The sequence below is a fragment of the Tardiphaga sp. genome, from assembly GCF_044340795.1.
Classification (GTDB): Bacteria; Pseudomonadota; Alphaproteobacteria; order Rhizobiales; family Xanthobacteraceae; genus Tardiphaga.
This window is the reverse complement of the sequence record NZ_JBIISY010000033.1, coordinates 20,379-38,860: the sequence shown is the minus strand read 5'-3', so window position 1 is coordinate 38,860 and position 18,482 is coordinate 20,379. Positions and strand designations below refer to the sequence as shown.

General features: G+C 63.5%; 18 protein-coding genes. 4 read left to right on the top strand and 14 right to left on the bottom strand.

The window, feature by feature from the left end:
- Positions 1 to 140 precede the first annotated feature (140 nt).
- Positions 141 to 920: a FadR/GntR family transcriptional regulator gene (locus ACIQ17_RS08125; protein WP_398467246.1), complete on the top strand. Its 780-nt coding sequence runs from the start codon at positions 141 to 143 to the stop codon at positions 918 to 920.
- 38 nt (positions 921 to 958) lie between these two features.
- Here the strand turns inward: ACIQ17_RS08125 and ACIQ17_RS08120 are convergent, their stop codons facing one another.
- From ACIQ17_RS08120 to wrbA, 6 genes are all read right to left on the bottom strand, one after another.
- A complete protein-coding gene (locus ACIQ17_RS08120) occupies positions 959 to 2,251 on the bottom strand; it encodes a TRAP transporter large permease (RefSeq protein ID WP_398467244.1) in 1,293 nt (430 codons plus the stop codon).
- A gap of 17 nt (positions 2,252 to 2,268) precedes the next feature.
- The gene (locus tag ACIQ17_RS08115) at positions 2,269 to 2,835 is read right to left on the bottom strand and encodes a TRAP transporter small permease (RefSeq protein WP_398467242.1); all 567 of its coding nucleotides are present in this window, start codon (positions 2,833 to 2,835) and stop codon (positions 2,269 to 2,271) included.
- A 120-nt stretch (positions 2,836 to 2,955) separates the two neighbouring features.
- A complete protein-coding gene (locus ACIQ17_RS08110) occupies positions 2,956 to 3,960 on the bottom strand; it encodes a TRAP transporter substrate-binding protein (RefSeq protein WP_398467240.1) in 1,005 nt (334 codons plus the stop codon).
- 373 nt (positions 3,961 to 4,333) lie between these two features.
- Positions 4,334 to 4,900 (bottom strand): DUF2478 domain-containing protein, encoded by a 567-nt coding sequence (locus tag ACIQ17_RS08105; RefSeq protein ID WP_398467238.1) that lies wholly within the window; start codon positions 4,898 to 4,900, stop codon positions 4,334 to 4,336.
- Positions 4,901 to 5,012: 112 nt separating this feature from the next.
- The gene (locus tag ACIQ17_RS08100; protein ID WP_398467236.1) at positions 5,013 to 5,387 is read right to left on the bottom strand and encodes a winged helix-turn-helix domain-containing protein; all 375 of its coding nucleotides are present in this window, start codon (positions 5,385 to 5,387) and stop codon (positions 5,013 to 5,015) included.
- A 148-nt stretch (positions 5,388 to 5,535) separates the two neighbouring features.
- Positions 5,536 to 6,135, bottom strand: coding sequence for an NAD(P)H:quinone oxidoreductase (gene wrbA, locus ACIQ17_RS08095; RefSeq protein ID WP_398467234.1), 600 nt, complete (start codon positions 6,133 to 6,135; stop codon positions 5,536 to 5,538).
- Between the two features lie 154 nt (positions 6,136 to 6,289).
- Here wrbA and ACIQ17_RS08090 point away from each other — a divergent pair, with 154 nt between their 5' ends.
- Positions 6,290 to 7,210 carry a LysR substrate-binding domain-containing protein gene (locus ACIQ17_RS08090; protein ID WP_398467232.1) on the top strand — a complete coding sequence of 307 codons (921 nt, stop codon included), beginning with the start codon at positions 6,290 to 6,292 and terminating at the stop codon, positions 7,208 to 7,210.
- A 2-nt stretch (positions 7,211 to 7,212) separates the two neighbouring features.
- Here the strand turns inward: ACIQ17_RS08090 and ACIQ17_RS08085 are convergent, their stop codons facing one another.
- Complete coding sequence (locus ACIQ17_RS08085) at positions 7,213 to 8,313, bottom strand: glycosyltransferase family 4 protein (RefSeq protein ID WP_398467230.1); 1,101 nt, start codon at positions 8,311 to 8,313, stop codon at positions 7,213 to 7,215.
- Between the two features lie 293 nt (positions 8,314 to 8,606).
- Here ACIQ17_RS08085 and ACIQ17_RS08080 point away from each other — a divergent pair, with 293 nt between their 5' ends.
- A complete protein-coding gene (locus ACIQ17_RS08080; protein ID WP_398467228.1) occupies positions 8,607 to 9,575 on the top strand; it encodes an ABC transporter substrate-binding protein in 969 nt (322 codons plus the stop codon).
- Here the strand turns inward: ACIQ17_RS08080 and ACIQ17_RS08075 are convergent.
- Genes ACIQ17_RS08075 through ACIQ17_RS08065 form a run of 3 tightly spaced genes read right to left on the bottom strand, consistent with a single transcriptional unit; the run spans position 9,547 to position 13,436 of the window.
- Entirely contained in the window at positions 9,547 to 10,803 is a 1,257-nt protein-coding gene (locus ACIQ17_RS08075) for an MFS transporter (RefSeq protein WP_398467226.1), read from the bottom strand. The two genes, ACIQ17_RS08080 and ACIQ17_RS08075, sit on opposite strands and share 29 nt — an antisense overlap.
- A complete protein-coding gene (locus ACIQ17_RS08070) occupies positions 10,800 to 11,168 on the bottom strand; it encodes a hypothetical protein (RefSeq protein ID WP_398467224.1) in 369 nt (122 codons plus the stop codon). The genes ACIQ17_RS08075 and ACIQ17_RS08070 overlap by 4 nt, the downstream gene beginning before the upstream one ends.
- Before the next feature lie 57 nt (positions 11,169 to 11,225).
- Positions 11,226 to 13,436, bottom strand: a complete 2,211-nt coding sequence (locus tag ACIQ17_RS08065; protein ID WP_398467222.1) for a TonB-dependent receptor — start codon at positions 13,434 to 13,436, stop codon at positions 11,226 to 11,228.
- A 239-nt stretch (positions 13,437 to 13,675) separates the two neighbouring features.
- On the opposite strand from ACIQ17_RS08065, the gene ACIQ17_RS08060 reads away from it, so the two are divergent.
- Complete coding sequence (locus tag ACIQ17_RS08060) at positions 13,676 to 14,701, top strand: helix-turn-helix transcriptional regulator (RefSeq protein ID WP_398467220.1); 1,026 nt, start codon at positions 13,676 to 13,678, stop codon at positions 14,699 to 14,701.
- A gap of 3 nt (positions 14,702 to 14,704) precedes the next feature.
- On the opposite strand, the gene ACIQ17_RS08055 is transcribed toward ACIQ17_RS08060, so the two are convergent.
- Genes ACIQ17_RS08055 through ACIQ17_RS08040 form a run of 4 tightly spaced genes read right to left on the bottom strand, consistent with a single transcriptional unit; the run spans position 14,705 to position 18,346 of the window.
- Positions 14,705 to 15,601 carry an efflux RND transporter periplasmic adaptor subunit gene (locus tag ACIQ17_RS08055; protein WP_398467218.1) on the bottom strand — a complete coding sequence of 299 codons (897 nt, stop codon included), beginning with the start codon at positions 15,599 to 15,601 and terminating at the stop codon, positions 14,705 to 14,707.
- Entirely contained in the window at positions 15,598 to 15,807 is a 210-nt protein-coding gene (locus ACIQ17_RS08050) for a DUF1656 domain-containing protein (protein ID WP_398467216.1), read from the bottom strand. The genes ACIQ17_RS08055 and ACIQ17_RS08050 overlap by 4 nt, the downstream gene beginning before the upstream one ends.
- Positions 15,804 to 17,870, bottom strand: a complete 2,067-nt coding sequence (locus ACIQ17_RS08045) for an FUSC family protein (RefSeq protein ID WP_398467214.1) — start codon at positions 17,868 to 17,870, stop codon at positions 15,804 to 15,806. The genes ACIQ17_RS08050 and ACIQ17_RS08045 overlap by 4 nt, the downstream gene beginning before the upstream one ends.
- Positions 17,867 to 18,346 (bottom strand): MarR family winged helix-turn-helix transcriptional regulator, encoded by a 480-nt coding sequence (locus tag ACIQ17_RS08040; protein ID WP_398467212.1) that lies wholly within the window; start codon positions 18,344 to 18,346, stop codon positions 17,867 to 17,869. Before ACIQ17_RS08040 ends, ACIQ17_RS08045 begins: the two co-directional genes overlap by 4 nt.
- Positions 18,347 to 18,482 lie beyond the last annotated feature (136 nt).

Genomic DNA, 18,482 nt, shown 5'->3' with positions numbered 1-18,482 from the left:
CGTTTCGCCATCCACGGCGCTTGGGTGGAATGCGATCTCAAACTGCACGAGCTCGAAGACGCCTGATCGCCGCATTGCGGCATACTGCCATGGCGCCCGACCTTGCACGCCCGCATGGGCAGTGATAGCCCGGTTGTACGATGACCGGACAAATCAAGCATTCCGCCCGTAAGAACGGCCGTAAATCGACGCAGCCGGCCCTGCTGCGCCCACTCAATCCAGTGCGTCGCCGCACCGAGGAGGTGGTCGAGCGCATTGCCGCGCAGATTGCGGGAGGCAAGCTCTCCGCCGGAGCGCGGCTGCCCACCGAGCAGGCGATGATGACCGCCATGGGCGTCAGCCGGACCGTGGTGCGCGAGGCGATCTCGGCGCTTCGCGCCCGCGGCCTTGTCACCACACGCCAGGGTGCCGGCGCCTTTGTCAACAGCGATGCGAGCCAGCAGCCCTATTCCATCGATCCCGAAGGACTGGGATCCCTCGACAGTGTGATCGAGATCCTCGAATTGCGCACGGCCGTGGAGATGGAAGCCGCCGCCATCGCCAGCGAGCGCGCCACGGCGGCGCAGATCAAGGCGATCGCAAAGGCAGCGAATGTCTTCACCCGCGCCATCGTCAAAGGCGACCGCGCGATCAAGGAAGACTTCGATTTTCACTACGCCATTGCCGTCGGCACACAGAATTCGCGTTTTGTCGGCTTTCTGGAATTTCTGGGCGGACTGATCATTCCACGCCAGAGCATCCGCACCTTCGACGGTAAGGCCGACCTGCAGACCCGCTATCTCGAAAGCATCGAGAAGGAGCATCAGATGATCGTCAATGCCATCACCGAGCGTTCCCCCCGCAAGGCACGCGAGGCGATGCGCCGGCATCTGGTGAACGGCAAGGCGCGGTACGCGCAGCTGGCGGACGAGGCGGGGTAGTTCTCCACTGTCATCCCGGCGAACGCCGGGATGACATGTCACCTGAATCCGAATGCATGCGGCAGTGCCAGTGAGAACCACGGCACATAGGTTACCAGCATCAGCACCGCGAACATCACCCAGTAGAACGGCCAGATGCCGCGCATCACCTCGTCCACCGACACCTTGCCGATGGCGCAGCCGACGAACAAGGTGGTGCCGACCGGCGGGGTAAGCAGGCCGATGCCGAGATTGAGCAGCATGACGATGCCGAAATGCACGGGATCGATGCCAAAACTCTTCACCACCGGCAGCAGGATCGGCGTGCAGATCAGCAGCAGCGGCGCAAGATCGAGCGCGGTGCCGAGGATCAGCAGCATGATGTTGAGCCACATCAGCAGCACATATTTGTTCGACGAGATGGCGACGAAGAAGTCGGTCATCTTGGCCGGCATCTGCATCAGCGCCGCGACATAGCCGAAGCAGGAGGCGGTGGCGACCAGTGTCAGCACCATCGCCACGGTCTGCAGCGTGCGATAGGTCAGCATCGGTAGTTCCGACCATTTGTAGTCGCGATAGATGAACATGGTGACGAAGAACGCCCAGACGCAGGCGACCGCGCCGGCCTCGATGGGCGTGAAGATGCCGGTGAGGATGCCGCCCAGCACGATGATCAGCGTGATGATGCCCCAGACTGCATCCGTGAGCATCTTCAGCGCCTGCCTGATCGGCACCGGCTCGCCCTTGGGGTGGCCGTCGCGATAGGCGAAATACAGGCACAACAACATGATGGCGAAGCCGAGTAGCAGGCCCGGCACAATGCCCGCAAGGAACAGGCTGGTGATCGACACCACGCCGCCGGTGGCCAGCGAATAGATCACCGCATTGTGGCTGGGCGGCACCATGATCGCCTGCACCGACGCGGAAATGGTGACATTGGTGGCGAAGACGCGGGGATAGCCCTGCTTGGCCATTTGCGGGATCATCACCGAGCCGATCGCGGATGTATCTGCCACGGACGAGCCTGATATGCCGGACATGATGGTGGTGGCGAGGATGTTCACCTGCGAAAGGCCGCCGCGGATGCGGGTGAAACCGATCACGACGGCGGCGAAATCGACGAGACGCTTGGCCATGCCGCCTTCGGCCATGATGGCACCCGCCAGCACGAAGAACGGCACCGTCAGCATCGACACCTTGCCGACACCGGACGAGAGCTGCTGCATCACGGCTTCGACGGGCAAATCGATCCACAGCGCCCCGACCAGCGCGGCAAGGGCCAGCGCGAAGGCGATCGGCATGCCGATGGCGAAGAAGAAGCACATGCTGAGCAGGAGAACGGCGATGTCCATAGTCTCTTCTCCCGAGCTCAGTCCAGCGGCACATGAGCGTCGCTGCCGTCCTGCGGCGGCGGGCCGATGGTGAGGCGCTCGATGACGAAGAGCAGCATCATCGCGCCGGACACCGGGATCGGCAGATAGGTGACGCCGACCGACAGCCACGGGAATTCATCGACGGAGTTTCCCCATGTCGTGTCCACCAGCGCGCCGCCCCAGACCAGCATGAACAGCGCCATCGCGGCCATCAGCAGCTCGCTGAGGAAAGCCGCGACGGCGCGCGCCTTCGGGGGCAGCAGATTGGTTCCCACCGTCATGTTCATGTGGATGCGCTGGCGATAGCAGTTCGCCGCGCCGATGAAGGTGACGGCGACGGTGAGCAGCACCGCCAGCGGCTCGGGCCAGGAGGCCGCGCTGTTGAGGATGTAGCGGGTATAGACCGCCCAGGGGATGATGAAGGAGATCAGCACCAGCGCCATGCAGGAGATCACCGCGCCGGTCCAGTAGAGGGCGTTCATCGCGCGGCGGAACGCGAGTGCGGGGCCGCCTGTTGCCTTGTCGCGGTCGACTATCGTGGGCTTGGAAATTGCTTCGGACATTCGGGCCCTAAACTTTTGCTGTCATCGCCCGGCTTGACCGGGCGATCCAGTAAACTCAATCAGCGCGGTGTGTACTGGGTCACCCGGCCAAGCCGGGTGACGACAGAGGAGGCAGAGCAATTAGCTCACCGCCGCGATCCGCTTGGTCATCTCGGCATACTTCGCGCCATACTTGTCCCAGACCGGCTTCACGGCCTCGCGGAACGGCGCCTTGTCGACCGACATCACGATGTCGGTGCCGACTTCCTTCATCTTCTCCAGCGCCTTCGCTTCCGCCTCGTACCAGAGCGCGCGCTGTTCGAGCTGGGCCTCGCGACCGAACTTCTTCAGCAGCGCCTGATCGTCCGGCGTCAGCTTCGCCCACGACGCCTTCGAGAACACGAGCAGTTCGGGAATGATCAGATGCTCGGTCATCGAAAAATACTTCGCTACCTGAAAATGATTCTGCGCCACGAAGGACGGCAGATTGTTCTCGGCGCCGTCGACCACGCCGGTCTGCATGGCGCTGAACACCTGATCGAAGCCCATGGCGATGCCATTGCCGCCGAGGGCGTTCATCGTGTCGATGAACAGCGGATTGCCGATCATGCGGATCTTGAGGCCCTTGAGATCGGCCAGCGTCTTCACCGGGCGCTTGCTGTTGTAGATGTTGCGCGAGCCGGCATTCATCCAGCCGAGCGCCACCAGCTTCGTCTTGTCGTTCGACGTGATCTTGTTCAGCAGCTCGTCGCCGATCTCGCCGTCGAGCACCGCTTCCATATGTCTGGAGTCGCGGAAGACGAACGGCATGTTGAAGACATTGACGTCATCCACCACCGGGCCCACGGCGCCGACCGAGATACGCGCGATCTGCAGCGCGCCGACTTGGGCCTGCTCGATGGCTTCCTTCTCGCCGCCGAGTTGCATGGAGGGAAACATCTGGATGCTGAGCCGGCCATTGGTGGCGGCCTCCAGCTTCTTGCCCATGCGGACCACGGATTCCACCGTGGGATAGCCGAGCGGGTGAACATCCGACGCCTTGAGCACCATCTTGCCCTGCGCGCTGGCCGGCGCGATGCCCGTGAGCCCCGCACTGCCGGCAGCAAGCGCGGCCAGGCCGGCTTTGACGACTTCTCGCCTGTTCATGGACGAAATCCTCCCTGTGATTTCCCGATCGCCGGCATTCGCGCCGTTGTTCTTGGTTCTTTGTTCTTGGTCGCCCCGTTTTCGAAGTCGATGTTGTCGTCTGGCTCGCCGGCGCGAAACCGGAAAGTTGTACGATGACCTGACATCTAGCATTCGGATCGAACTGCGACAAGCCGACACATGCAAGCGCAGGTCGCGCCAAAGCGCAATGCGCGTGCACTGCGAAGGGAGGGAGTTGAATGAAAAAAGATGAACTTAGCTTGTCGTCACCCGACTTGATCGGGTGACCCAGTACACACTGCAGTTACCGCGCTTACTGGATCGCCCGGTCGAGCCGGGCGATGACAGAGGAGAAAAGCCGAAACCGCAGCGTCTACTTCACCACCGCGCAAAACGTCTGCTGCACCGGCTCCGGCACCGGGCTGCCGCGGCTGGAGACTTTCAGCCACCACGCGTCCAGAGCTTCGCGCGAGCAGGGCAGCTTGACGCTCATGCCATCGGCAAAGGCGATCCATTCGTCGAAACGATGGGCCGGGACCGCGATCACCACGGGGATATCGCCAGAGAGTGCGCGCTCGATGAGATAAGCGAGGCCCTTGCCTTCCCGCTCCTGCTTGCCGAAACGGTTGATGATGACGAGGTCCGCGCCCTGATCGATGGCATCGGCAACACGGGACCCGGCATCAAGCAATTGACCGACATCCAGCTTGCAGCCCTTGGCGCCCGGACCGAGATCCTGAAACAGCCGCACCTGCTCGCCGCTGTGCAGCATCACGGCATTGAGCTTCGGCACGTCGACTTCGCGATGACCGAGCTGGACGAGGCCGACGGCACGGATCCCCTGCCGGCCGAGGCTGGCTGCAAAGTCATGCAGCACCGTGTCTGGTTCCTGATCCGTCTCATAGACCAGCGCGGCAAGATCACATTGGGCGTCGAACATCGGGACATCCTGAACGGGACAGCATCACCCTATTGCAGAATGGAGACATTCAAAAGGCCAATCGACTGCGCGGATCGGTATATCTGGTCAGATACAGCGCAGACCTGCGCGGCTATCCGGCCTTGCGCTTTTTGCCGATGTCCTTTTTCAGCGCCAGGAGCTGCTTGCGGGCCGCCACCGCCGCCGCTTTCTCGATGGCGCGGTAGCGCGTCACGAGATTTTCGCCGAACACCGTCAGCATTGCGCCGCCGCCATTCTTGCCGCCGGTCTGCCGTTCGACAGCAGCCTGGCCGCAGATCCGGTTGAGTTCGTCCACCAGGTCCCAGGCGCGCTTGTAGGACATTTCCATGGCGCGGCCGGCGGCCGAGATCGAGCCGGTGGCCGCGATGTTTTCGAGGAGCTGGATCTTGCCCGGCCCGATGCGCCCCTCGGGATCGAGGTCGATGCGGATACAGAGGGCTGGCACGGGGCTGGCTGATTTCGACATGACCGGACGTTAAACTGGACAACGCGCGCTTTCCAGTGAAAGCGCGCGTTGTGTGGGGCGTAGGATGGGTTGAGCGCAGCGATACCCATCACCGCGAGTCCGGAGTGCGAGGTGATGGGTATCGCTTCGCTCAACCCATCCTACGAGATCACCCGTGCAGCTTCTTCGCGGCTTCGGCGATCGCCTTGCCCTGATAGCGGGCACCGGCGAGTTCGTTCTCGCTCGGCTGGCGGCTGCCGTCGCCGCCGGTGATGGTGGTGGCGCCATAGGGCGATCCGCCGGTGACTTCATCGAGCTTCATCTGGCCCTGGAAGCCGTAGTTGAGGCCGACCACGGTGATGCCGAAATGCAGGAGGTTGGTGATGATGCTGAACAGCGTCGTCTCCTGGCCACCATGCTGGGTGGCGGTGGAGGTGAAGGCGCCGCCGACCTTGCCGTGCAGCGCGCCCTTGGCCCAGAGGCCACCGGCCTGATCGAGGAAGTTGGCCATCTGCGAGGCCATGCGGCCGAAGCGGGTGCCGGTGCCGACGATGATCGCATCGTAATTGGCGAGGTCGTTGATCTCAGCGACCGGGGCTACCTGATCGAGCTTGTAGTGGGACGCCTTGGCGACGTCGGCCGGCACCAGTTCGGGCACGCGCTTGATGTCGACGGTGGCGCCGGCTTCGCGGGCGCCTTCGGCAACGGCATTGGCCATGGTTTCGATATGGCCATAGGCGGAATAATAGAGGACGAGCACTTTGGTCATGGGGCAATCTCCTGTGTGGGCCCGAACCGTCATTGCGCGGCGTCCTGTCTGACGCTGCGGGCGCCTCGCAATGGCGGCGGGTAGTGGCATCTAGATAACGCCGGCGTTTTGATGCATAAATAGAAACGATCGAAACTCATCGTTTCCGGATTTGATGTCGAAACTCCCCGATTTCGAAGCGCTGGCGATCTTCGCCAAGGTTGTCGAGCTGCAGTCCTTTGCAGCGGCGGCCACCGAGCTAACGCTGTCCAAGGCAACAGTTTCCAAGGCCGTGAGCCGGCTCGAGGACCGGCTCGGCGCGCGGTTGTTCAACCGCACCTCGCGGCGGCTGGCGCTCACCGATGCCGGCCGCACGCTGGCGATCAAGGCCACGCAATTGCTGGCCGATGGCGAGGCGCTGGAGAACGAGGCGCTGGCGCAATCGGCGACGCCGCGCGGGCTGGTGCGGCTGGCGGCGCCGATGACCTATGGCAAGAACACGGTCGCCACCCTGCTGCCGGAGTTTCTGGCGCGCTATCCGGACGTCACCATCGAACTCCATCTCAGCGATGCCATCGTGGACCTGATCGGCGACGGTTTTGACGCCGCGATCCGCATCGCCGCGCTGCCGGATTCCTCGCTGATCGCGCGGCGCCTGTGCCCGGTGACGCGCCATATCGTGGCGGCGCCGTCCTATCTCGCGCGCCATGGCCGGCCCACGCATCCATCCGAGCTCGCGGCTCACAAATGCCTCGGCTACGCCTATCTCTCGACGCCCGGCGTCTGGCATTTCGCGCATGCCTCGGGCGAGCAGGTCAGCATCCGGCCGAACGGTCCGTTCTCGGTCAACAACGGCGAAGCGGCGCTACCGGCCCTGATCGCCGGCCTCGGCGTCGGCGCGCTACCGGATTTCATCGTCGGCGACGCCATCGCGCGTGGCGATCTCGAAAGCATCCTGGACGACTGGTCGCAGACGCCGATCGGCATCTATCTCGTCACGCCGCCGGGTGGTCCGCGCCCTGCCCGTGTCGAGGTGTTGCTGGACTTTCTGGCGGAGAAGATCGCGGACGGCGGGAAGAAGGCACGAAAGGGATAGCGTCAGCTGACTTTCATCATCTGCGCATAAATCCCGAAATACTGGTCGCGCATATTGGCGATGTCGAATTCGGTGACGAAGTCACGCCCCGTCGCGGCGAGGCGCGTGGCGATATCGGGACGCGCCGCCAGCGCCATGATCTTGTCGGCAAGATCCTCTGCCGAGCCCACCGCGAATTTGATGCCGTTGGAGCCATCCACCAATAGCTCTGCCGGCCCGTCCACATCGGCCGCGATCACCGGCAGGCCTGCAGCCATTGCTTCCAGCAAGACAAGGCCAAAGCCTTCGAAGCGGGACGGCAGCACGAAGATGTCGGCTTCGCTCAGGGGATCGCGCACATCGGTGCGGCCGCACAGGAAGCGGATGCGATCGGACACGCCTTCCGCAATCGTCAGCGCCTTCAGGCTGCCCACCGTGGCGCTGTCGCCTTCCGGCGGGCTGCCGACGAAATCGCAGCGGAGATCGAGGCCCCGGGCGACACAGATCGCCAGCGCCTTGATCAGGACGTCCTGCCCCTTCTGCTTCGGATAGATCCGCGCGACATTGACGAGACGCAGCGGCGTGGTGAAGGTCCGCTCCCGATCGATGGCGCGGAAGGGCTGCAGCGGAATGCCGTTGTGCACCTTGAACAGGCGCTTGAGACCCACGCTCGCGCATTCACGCTCCACCGCAGCCGAGATCGCGATGTTCCAGTCGACGAAGCGCTGATGCAGCCGCAGCTTCACGCGATCCCATGTCTGCACGATCCCGGTATTGTGGATCGTGGTGCCGACGCTCATCGGCCGGTACAGCTTGCTCAGCATGGCAAAATGCTTGGCGCCGCTGTCATGGGCATGGATGGCGCGGATGTCGTGGCGGCGGATGATGTTCAGCAGCGTCAGGATGATGCGCGGATTGCGATTGCCGGGCGCGCGTCGGAGGAAATAGACGGGATGGCCCGACGCCGTGAGCTCAGCCTCGAGATCGGGATGGACGCGATCATTGATGACGACGAAAACCTGCGGAACGCCGGCACCCGGCGTGCAGCTGGCCGCGAAATTGATCAGCAACCGTTCGGCGCCGCCCACGGTCAGCGACGAAATCAACTGAAGTACCGACGCCACGTCAGACTGCTCCCGGCCCGGCTGCCGGGCATATAAAAATTGACCGATCTGGGGACCGATGCCCGTATCATTTCGTCTCACGGAGATGGCTATTCTGCGACGTCGCCGCTTCGTGCGCCAGTGCTGCGTGATTGCCGCCAAAACAGGCGCGAAACGCATTCCTTCCACCAGCTGGGCCAGCGGCGACACGTTCCTTGCCGAAGCGCGAGATACTTCAGGCGGCCATTTCATTGACTGAAGCAGCCTCGAACGTAGCTTTGATGCGCATTGTCGCAGCAGAGAAACGTACCAAAATGACCGACGCTTCCGTGACCCGCCGCCTGTTTTCCACCCTCGTAGCCACCGCTTTCAGCGCCACACTCGCTGGGTCCGCCTTCGCTGCCGACCAGATCGTCCTGCGCGTCGGCGACCAGAAGGGCGGCAATCGCTCGCTGCTGGAATTCTCCGGCCAGGCAAAGGACCTGCCCTACAAGATCCAGTGGTCCGAATTCCCCGCGGCAGCGCCGATCCTCGAAGCCATCAATGCCGGCGCCCTCGATGTCGGCCATACCGGCGATCTCTCTTTTCTGACGGTGTTCGCCAATGGCTCGCCGATCAAGGCGATCGGCGGCGTGCGCGCAAACGCGAATACGCAGGCGATCCTTGTGCGGAACGATTCACCGATCAAGACGATCGCCGATCTCAAAGGCAAGCGCCTCGCCGGCACACGCGGCGGCTGGGGCCAGTTCCTGATCAATGCGACGCTGGAAAAGGGCGGCTACAAGACCACCGACGCTACCTTCGCGCCGCTCGGCCCGGTCGATGCGAAGATCGCATTGGTAGCCGGCTCGATCGACGGCTGGGCCGTCTGGGAGCCCTACATCTCCTATGCAGTCCTGAAGGACAATGCGCGCGTGGTGACCGACGGCGCGGGACTGACGCCGACGCTCACTTTCATCGTTGCATCCGACCAGGCCATCGCCACCAAACGCGAAGCCATTGCGGATTTCCTCAACCGCCTGAACAAGGCGCGTGAATGGTCGCGTTCGCGCCTGCCGGACTATGCCAAGAACACGGCTGAACTGACCAAGCTGCCGGAAGACGTGCTGCTGCGCGCCTATCAGCAACAGGACACGCGGCCCATCGCCATCGATGACGGTGTGATCAAGGAATTTCAGGAAGCGTCAGATCGCGCGACGCGCTACGGCATCGTGAACAAGCCGATCGACGTCAACAAGGCGGTGGATCGCAGCTTCACGAAGGATCTGGCGGTGTCGAACTAGCCGGCGACTGCGCGGCCAATATGCGCATCGTCGCCACCGCCGCGATCAGCGACAACACCGTGGCGAGGCTGAACAGCGCGCCATAGCCGAGCCAATCGGCGATGCGGCCGGACAGCATCGAGCCGATGAAATAGATGATCAGCTGGGCACAGGCGAGAATCGTGAAGTCGGTGCCCGGCTGTTCCTTCGATGCGGCCGACATGAACAGGCTGTAGAGCGCGACGATCTCCATGTAGCGGATCAGCGTCTGGAAACCCGCCGCGCCGAAAATCGGCAGGAAGCCGGTGATGATGCCGAGGGCATGGGCGGTGAACAGCGCAAAACATATGGTCCGCAGCAGACCGAGCAGTCCCAGCGTCCAGCCACTGCCATAACGCTGCAGCAGCCACGCGGCCCCCGCAGCGCCGGCAAGCCCCGCCGTCGTGGCTGCGCCGCCGGAGAGATAGCCGATCTGTGCGAGGGGCACGCCGGCATCGACGAGATAGCTGCCCTCCATCGCCTTCACGAGGCCTTCGCTCATCCGGTAGATCAGCGCGATCCAGAGGATGTTGCGCACCTCACGCCGGCGCAGGAACGCCATGATCGACGGCTTCGGCTTCGCAAGATCGATGGCCTCGGCCTCGCTCTCGCGCATGGCGAAGGCAGCGAAGAGCGGGATCAGCGAAAAGCCGGCGATGGTCAGCAGCATGCCGGTCCAGCCGATCTGCGCATAGAGCACCAGCCCGAGCGTGCCGCCGATGACCACACCGAAGGCCACCGAGCCGCCCTGGATCGCATTGCCGATCGGGCGGTCCCCCGGCGCCAGATATTTCGTCGCATAGCCGTCGGTGGCGATGTCCTGGGTCGAGATCAGGAATGAACCGACGAGGCCGACCGCGATGATGCCCCAGACATTGGTGGCTCCGAGGGGGATCAGGCACAGCAGGCTGAGAATGACCCCGGTCTGGGTCACGATCACCCAGCCGGCACGATGCGCGCGGGCGAAGGGACGGATGCGATCGACCACTGGCGCCCAGAAGAATTTCAGCAGCAGCGGCAGGAACCAGAGGCTGAGATAGCCGATCTCGCTGCGCGACACGCCGGCCTCGCGCATGATCGGCGGCAGCGCGGCGGCGAACAGATAGGACGGAATCGCCTGCGCGAGATACAGCCCGGCCAACACCACGAACAGGCGCTTGCGGCCCATGATGGCGGCCGGCGCCAGGGCCTGCAGCGCAGCGGTGCTCATGCGGTGCCGCGATGCGCAGCAAGGAATGCGCGCGCGGCGGTCTCGTCCTCGAGCGCCACCAGCGGCATCGGCCACAATTTTTGAAACGTCTCTTCCATCTTCTTGTTGGCTCCCGGCCGCACGATGGCGGCTGCGCGACAATGCGTCGAGACATGGCCGCGGGTGGCCTTGAACCAGAGCGCCTGTTCGCGCTCGCCCGCCGGCGACAATTTCCCGCCGCCACCGAACACCGTGAGCAACTCGAAGGGCTCCGCATGCTGCCCGACCCGGACCAGCGCGGCGAGATAGTCGCGCTCGTCCGTCTCGGTATAGGGCGGCAGGAACCGTAGCGTCAGCAGGCTGCCTGCTATTTCAAGATCAACCATGACAGCAATTCGAACTCCCTGGGAAGTGACCTTGGGTGTTTCTTGGAGGATCTGGACTTAGAACGTCTTGCGATAGCCGACGGTGACGGTGCGGCCCCATGAATAGACCGGCAGGTTACGCACCGAGGTCGCCGTCGGATTCTGCACGGCGGTGTCGAACAGGTTGTTGACCGCCGCATAGGCCTCGCCGCCATAGACCGGACCGCTGAGTGCCGCATTCATCGTGAAGCCGCCCTCGATCGGATAGACAGTGTTGGCGAGATTGATGCCGCGGTTACGGCCGGACCAGCCCTCACCCTCGACGCGCAGCTTGATTCCGTTGTCGAAGCGATAATCGCCGAAGACCAGGCCGCGCACCGGCGTGGCGATGCGGTTGTTCGGCAGCCAGGAATCCAGCACGCCATCCTTGTTGCTGTCATAGCGGCCTTCGCGATAGCCAATGGTGGTGCCGAAAGTGAACTGCGAGGTGATCGCCATCTCGCCGATATATTCGACGCCGTAGATCATCTCCTTCTGCTGCGAGATCAGGTTCGTCACGGGATCGAAGGTCACGCCCTTTTCCGATGTCGAGACGAAGCCGGTGATGCTGCCCTTATACGGACCGTTGCCGCCGCGAATGCCGAGTTCGTAATTGTTGACGATCTGCGGCTCCGGCGCGATCGAGGCATAGCTGATGGTCTGGTTGGCAGGCGACAGGCAGTTCGGACGCGCGACCGGGCACGCATAGGCGATGGCGATGCCCGCGCGGCGCGTATAGGCACCGACATCGGGCAGTGCGTAGCCTTGCGAGAAGCCGCCGAACAGATCGATGTCCGGGTTCAGCTTGAACGTCGCGCCGAGATTGTAGGTCGGCGATGCATACTCGTATTTGCCGCCGATCACATTGAGCGGCGGCAGCACGAAGGGCGTCACCACGCCGCCCACCGGTTGGGCCGCATAGGCCGCCGGCCGCAGGAAGTTATCGACGGTCAGATCGAAATGCTCGTAGCGGACGCCACCGCGCGCGGTCAGGCGATCCGTGATCGGCACTTGCACCAGCGCGAAGCCGGCGGTGGTGAGCTGCGATAGCGGCGTGAAGACATCGCGTCCATCGGTCAGGGTCTGCCAAGTCTTTTCATGGATGACGTCCGTGCCCCAAGTGACCTTCGCGCCGTTCCAGATCCGGTCCAGCGGCGTATCGATCGACAGGTTCACACCGCCGCGTTCGGAAAACAGCGTGGTCTGGTTCGCCGGGCTGGTGGGGCTCAGCGGATTGCCGGAATAATAGACCTGGGAATTATAGGGATAGGAAAATTCCGAATAATTGAACCGCTTCTTGATGTCGTTGTAAAAGCCGACGACGCTCAGATTGCCGAGGACAAATGCGGTGTCGCTATAGCGCAACTGGAACGACCGCGTGTCTTCCAGAACGCTCTGGCCTGTATAAGGCTTGGTGAAATCCGGGCGGGCAAACGGACCGGCATAGTCGGTGAGATATTTCGGCGTCTGGTCGAGATAGAATTGCGAGATCGACGCCTCGATGCGCTTGCTGCCGTCGAAGTCGTAGCCGATCTTGCCGAGGAAATTGCCGCTGGCGAAGCGGTCGCCGCCGCCCTGGCCGAGCATGCCATCCGACGGCAGTTCGCGGCCGGCTCCGTCATAGGTCTTCTGCGCGCCGCGGCCGCTGCCGACAAACACATAGTCGATCCCGTTGGCAGCTTTGCCGCTGACCGTGGCCGACAGTTCGGGCGCCAGCGACCCGCCGATATCGGCGGTAAAGCTGCGCAGCGCGGTGTTGACGCTGACGCGCGGGCCGCCCGGCTGCGCCCTCTTGGTGATGAAATTGACCGTGCCGCCGGTGGCGCCCGCGCCATACAGGCTGGATGCACCGGCCACGAGTTCGACCCGCTCGACGGAATTCAGGTCGATCAGTGCGAGGATGCGCGAGACGTCGCGCAGCGGCGTGTTCAACGGCACGCCATCCATCAGCACCAGCAGATCGCGGCCGCGATAGCTTTCCGACGCGCCGGAAATGGTCTGGTTCGACACCGAGAAGCCCGGCAGCAGCTTGGCCAGCATCGCCGAGGCGCTGCCGCTCTGCTTGAGCTGCTCCTCGATCTCCTGTCGTTGCACCACCTGCACCGTCTGCGGAATGTCCGAGATCGCCCGTTCGGCCCGCGCCGCGGTCACGGTGATCTCCTCGAGCGCGACCGGCGCCCGCTGCTGCGCGCTTGCCTGCGTGGAGACGAGTCCGATGGCCGGGATGAGAAGGTACTTGCTGTAGCGCATGTTGCTCGGGCTTCCGTTCGATCGTGGAGACGAAGCACGGGAGCAAGTGAGCGGGTCAATCGACCATGGCCAGCCGCATTTTGGAATCAATGTAAATTCCATCGGCGGCTTTACGCTTCTTACGTCTGCGCAATCCGTCTATCTTCACGCGCAGCAATACGAATGGCCCACACGCAATACTTGGACTCGGGGACTTGATAGTCGGACTGGAGCGAACGAATCCATTTGGATCTGGTGCTGTGGCAAAGCGGCATCAGTTGCGTTCGGCATCCTGCACCGAAACCGCGCCCGACTGTCCGCTGGTGCCGCTCTGGCTGGTGGCCGACGATATCGACGACCGGTTGCGCCAGCCGCTCGAGGCCCGGCTGCCCTGGAAGAGCGTACAGCGCGATTCACTGGGATCGTTTCGGTCGGCGCCGTTTCAGTCCAAGGCCATCCTGCAGATGCAGCCGCATCTCGGCCTGATGTCCTGCTTCGATCCCGCGCCGCGCTGGGATATTCGTGACAGCGCTGCCGACGATCGCGCGCAGCTGATCGTTCGCCCGTCCGATGGGATCGTCACCGTCGAGCAAGGCGGACAGCGCCAAACCTGCATGCAGCGCGAGGCGATCGTTCTCGATGCCGGGCGCGCAGCAACCTTCCTGATGAATGATGTCAGCCGCATCGATTGCCTGTTGATCACGTGCGATGCTCCGACAGTCATGCGCCACATCGCCCATGACAATGGCGGCCTGATCGCACTCGGCCACTATGCGGCCGCCGTGATGCGTGGGCTGCTGCCGATGAATTCGACGGCCCTGGCTGACCTCGCCGTCGATTATATGAGCGGGCTTGTCGCCACCATGATCGCGGAAGCGGAAGCCCCGGCCAGGGTGATCGCGCGACGGCCCGACCGTCCGACCATCTCGCTGTTGTCGCTGAAGGCCGATATCGAGGCGAGCATGAGCCAGCCGAGCCTGTCGCTGGAGCAACTCGCCACCACCCATGGCGTCACCACGCGTTACTTCCAGAAACTGTTCGAGGCTGAAGGCCGCACATTTTCGGACTACCTGCTGGAACGGCGACTCGAACGTGCCTTCCAGATGCTACGCGATGGAAATCGCACCGAGCGCGCCGTCAGCGCCATCGCCTTCGATGTCGGCTTCGGCGACCTGTCCTATTTCAACCGCACCTTCAAGAAGCGTTTCGGTGCGACGCCGCGCGAGATCCGCGCGCGGTTCGACACGGTGCGGCTGACAGCGCTCGCGCCTGACGCCAGCGCCTGATCGTCACTTCGCTTTCGCGACGGTCGCATCTCTGCGCGGCAGGATTTCCACCGTTGCGGTCCGGCCGGCCACCAGCGTTGCTCCGTCCGGAACGGCATCCAGCGACACGCGCACCGGCACCCGCTGTGCAAGACGGACCCAGCTGAAAGTCGGCGTGACATTGGCGAGCAGATTGCTGCCCTGCGCACGGTCGCGGTCCTCGATGCCGGCGGCGATGCTTTCAACGCGGCCGGTGAGTTCCGTAGCGTCGCCCATCAGGTGAATGCGAACGGGATCGCCCGGATGAATGCGCGCCAGTTTCGTTTCCTCGAAATAGCCATCCACACGCAGGCTCGACGTATCGACCAGCGCCATCACCCCCTTGCCGGCGCTGACATAGGTGCCCGGCCGCAGATCCATGTTGGAGATCCGGCCTGACACCGGCGCGCGGATTTCGCTGCGGTCGAGATTGAGCTGCGCCACGCCGCGATCGGCGACGGCCTGATCGTAGGACGCCTGCGCGAGAAGTTGCGTGGCGACCACCTGCTCCTTCTTCTGCTGGGACACGGCAGCGGTGGTGAGATCGTTGTAGCGCTTGAGATCGAGATCGGCCTGTTCCAGCGTAGCCTTGCGGCCGGCAACGACGGCCTCGGCCTGCTGCAGCGCCAGCGTAAACCGCGCACGATCGATCCGCATCAGCACGTCACCGCGCTGGACGGCCTGATTGTCCTTGACCAGAATCTCCGTGGCGAAACCGGACACATCCGGCGCCACCGTGACGACGTCGGCGCGCACGCGACCGTCACGCGTCCATGGCGCATCCATGTAATAGACCCAGAGGTACCGCCCGACGGCGAGCGCAGCCACGACGGCCAGACCAGTAACGGCGAAACGGCGGATGAAAGCAGCAATGTTCTTCATGACAGCAATCCAGACGATAGATAGACCACGCCGCCCAGCAGGCAGACGTAGAGAGCGAGATCAAACAGCGCGCGATGCCAGACGAAGCGGTAAACATCGGCGCGTTCGAGCACTGGGCGCAGCAGCGCGCCAATGGCGTAGGTGATGACCAGCCACAGCATCAATGAGGGCAGGAGCACACCGAACAGATCAATCTGATACTTCATGCGGCAACACTCCCGGGATGGGTTGTGGTTTCGGGCTGATAGTCCGGTGCATCCGGGAACAGACCGCGGCGGATGCCCACCAGGCCGATCAGGGCGTCAGTTCGGCCGGCGCCATGTTCGTCGATGGCCGCGGCCATGGCGTGATCGACGCGTACCAGCAAAGCCTGCGGCATGGCCAAGCCATCATGCGCGCGAAAGCACCGGGCGAGTTCATCAAGCATCCCATCGATGGCACCCAGCGTGCGTGCCGACAGATGGTGCCGGGCGCGCCTGAGGTCGACGATGTTGAGGCCGACGCGCAGTTCACGCAGATTGTCGATCTTGCGCAGATCGGCGTCCTTGAGGGCGAGCAGCCGCGGTGCCAGGACGCCGATGCGGTTGAGCATCACGCCGGCGAAGGCCGCGCGGTCGCGATGCCCCCGGCGTTCGGCGGCTTCCGCAATGGCGATCCAGCCACGCCGCATCAGGCGTCGCACGCTCCATTCCGCACCGACCGAACGGATCAGCCGGATCGAAATCGAGGACAGCTCCATGCCGACAAAGAAGGCGATGCTGGAATTGGCGAAGCTCGCAAAATCGGCGCTGTAGGTTTCCTGCAACGCCATCATGGTCGCGGTGTTCGCCGCCAGCATCATGCCGATGAAGAAGGTCGTGGGTCGCGCGATCAGATAGCCGAAGACCAGGAATGACGGCGCCAGTGCGAAGACCAGCACCTCCACATTGCTGATGGCCGGCAGGATGGCGAACAGATAGGCCGCGATGATCACCATGGCCACCAGTGTCCATTTGGCGAAGTCGCGCAGGCCGATCGAGGGATCGTCCATATTGGCGAAGAACGAACAGCCGATCGCCGCCATCATCGGCGCCGTCGCGCCATCGGTCCAGCCGGTCAGGATCCAGAACGCGCAGCACACCAGGATGGTGACGAAGGCGCCGGCGGACGACCACAGCGCCATGCCGGGATCGCGATAGCGTGCCGGGGCGACACCGCCCTCGGGCTGAAACACCAGTTTGGCGCCGGCCGGGCGCTCGCCCTGCGCGATCGCCTGATTGAGGATACGGCAATCCGCCGAGATATCGACGAGTTCGCGCAACCGCATCAGCAGGCTGGCGACGATGATTTCGTTCCATGGCGACGTCGCGTTGAGCGCCGGGCGCTGGGCAGCGATCCGTTCGCGCAGGCGTTCCGCGGGCTCGCGGTCGAGATCGTCATTGCCGATCCATTGCGCGACATCATCGAGCAGCAGCATCAGGTGCGGATGCTTGTTGCGCGCATCCGGGCCAAGTGCATCGATGCGATCCCCGAGCGAGGACAGCGTCGGCAGGAAGGTGAGCATGCGGACGCGCAGCGCACGCATCCAGTGCACGGTCTCGCGGCTCGATGCGCGGTCGAAGGCGAGATGATCGGCGAGACCATCGAGATCGACGGCATCGGCGGCCAGTTTCAGGCGCAGGTCTCTCACCGCGGGATCAGCGCTGCGGCCGGCAAGGACGTCACGGCTGAGCTTGCGTGCGCCTTTCAGCCAGCCATCGACACGTGCGGACACGGCAGGACCGACGCTGCGTGGCAGCAGCACCGTGGACACCACCGTGGCACAGAGAATGCCGACAATGATTTCCTGGCTCCGCGCGACAGCGGTATCGAAGATTGCGGCAGGTTCGGAGACCGACGGAAAGGCAATCAGCGCGCAGGTGTAGCCGGCCAGCATGAACATGTAGCTGCGCGGCGTGCGATCGAGCAGCGACACATAGAGGCAGAGGCCGACCCAGGCCGCGATGGCGAGGCTGAGCAGTTCCGGCGAATTCACCAGCGCGGGCACGAAAGCGATGCTGGCAATGGCGCCGATCAGCGTGCCGACGACGCGATACAGCGCCTTGGAGCGCGTTGCGCCGGCCAGCGGCTGCGAGGTGATATAGACCGTCGCCAGCGCCCAATAGGGCCGCGGCAGATCGGCGGCAAAGCCGATCATCAGCGCCATCATGGCAGCGATGAAGGTCTTTACGGAAAAGATGATGTCGGCGTGTCGCTCGAGAAACGGCAGCCGCTCGGCTGCACTGCTCATGACGTTGTGTCCGCTTCCAGCGCTGCTTCATAGAGGCGATGCGCCGATTGCTCGATACGGCTCAATACGTCGAAGGTGATCGCGAGTTCGTCGGGCGAGATGTCCTTCATCAGTTCGGCGCGGGTCCGGCGCATCACGCGCTTGATCTCGTCGGCCTTGGCTTCGCCGAGTGCGGTGAGATGCAGCACCTTGGCGCGGCGATCGGTCGGGTCCTCGCGGCGCTCGACCAGCCCTTCCGCAGCGAGCAGATCGATCAGCCGCACCACGGACGGACCTTCGAGGCCCATTTCCTCGGCGAGCACGCCCTGCCGCACATTATCGCGCCCCGCGCGCGACAGGATCAGCAGCGGATGCGCTGTCGCTTCGGACAGACCATGCGCCGCCAGGGTCTGATCCGCCTTGCGGCGCCAGACCCTGGCCAAACGCGCGACCAGCAGACCTAGCTCGGCCTGCACATGTGCAGTGATGGGGGGCATGGAAATTAGATAGGATGCTATCGATTAGGCTGCAATCTGTTTTGTGCGCTGCAGCGATCACGCTGTGGTGAGGTTGCCCCAAAAGCAAACGGCCCCGGATCTTGCGATCCGGAGCCGTTTGAAAATTACCTTCCAT

What these genes read in the sequence shown, in the direction of transcription:
- ACIQ17_RS08125 (WP_398467246.1), top strand. Translation starts at nt 141, where the DNA reads ATGACCGGACAAATCAAGCATTCCGCCCGTAAGAACGGCCGTAAATCG.
- ACIQ17_RS08120 (WP_398467244.1), bottom strand. Translation starts at nt 2,251, where the DNA reads ATGGACATCGCCGTTCTCCTGCTCAGCATGTGCTTCTTCTTCGCCATC.
- ACIQ17_RS08115 (WP_398467242.1), bottom strand. Translation starts at nt 2,835, where the DNA reads ATGTCCGAAGCAATTTCCAAGCCCACGATAGTCGACCGCGACAAGGCA.
- ACIQ17_RS08110 (WP_398467240.1), bottom strand. Translation starts at nt 3,960, where the DNA reads ATGAACAGGCGAGAAGTCGTCAAAGCCGGCCTGGCCGCGCTTGCTGCC.
- ACIQ17_RS08105 (WP_398467238.1), bottom strand. Translation starts at nt 4,900, where the DNA reads ATGTTCGACGCCCAATGTGATCTTGCCGCGCTGGTCTATGAGACGGAT.
- ACIQ17_RS08100 (WP_398467236.1), bottom strand. Translation starts at nt 5,387, where the DNA reads ATGTCGAAATCAGCCAGCCCCGTGCCAGCCCTCTGTATCCGCATCGAC.
- wrbA (WP_398467234.1), bottom strand. Translation starts at nt 6,135, where the DNA reads ATGACCAAAGTGCTCGTCCTCTATTATTCCGCCTATGGCCATATCGAA.
- ACIQ17_RS08090 (WP_398467232.1), top strand. Translation starts at nt 6,290, where the DNA reads ATGTCGAAACTCCCCGATTTCGAAGCGCTGGCGATCTTCGCCAAGGTT.
- ACIQ17_RS08080 (WP_398467228.1), top strand. Translation starts at nt 8,607, where the DNA reads ATGACCGACGCTTCCGTGACCCGCCGCCTGTTTTCCACCCTCGTAGCC.
- ACIQ17_RS08075 (WP_398467226.1), bottom strand. Translation starts at nt 10,803, where the DNA reads ATGAGCACCGCTGCGCTGCAGGCCCTGGCGCCGGCCGCCATCATGGGC.
- ACIQ17_RS08070 (WP_398467224.1), bottom strand. Translation starts at nt 11,168, where the DNA reads ATGGTTGATCTTGAAATAGCAGGCAGCCTGCTGACGCTACGGTTCCTG.
- ACIQ17_RS08065 (WP_398467222.1), bottom strand. Translation starts at nt 13,436, where the DNA reads ATGCGCTACAGCAAGTACCTTCTCATCCCGGCCATCGGACTCGTCTCC.
- ACIQ17_RS08055 (WP_398467218.1), bottom strand. Translation starts at nt 15,601, where the DNA reads ATGAAGAACATTGCTGCTTTCATCCGCCGTTTCGCCGTTACTGGTCTG.
- ACIQ17_RS08050 (WP_398467216.1), bottom strand. Translation starts at nt 15,807, where the DNA reads ATGAAGTATCAGATTGATCTGTTCGGTGTGCTCCTGCCCTCATTGATG.
- ACIQ17_RS08045 (WP_398467214.1), bottom strand. Translation starts at nt 17,870, where the DNA reads ATGAGCAGTGCAGCCGAGCGGCTGCCGTTTCTCGAGCGACACGCCGAC.
- ACIQ17_RS08040 (WP_398467212.1), bottom strand. Translation starts at nt 18,346, where the DNA reads ATGCCCCCCATCACTGCACATGTGCAGGCCGAGCTAGGTCTGCTGGTC.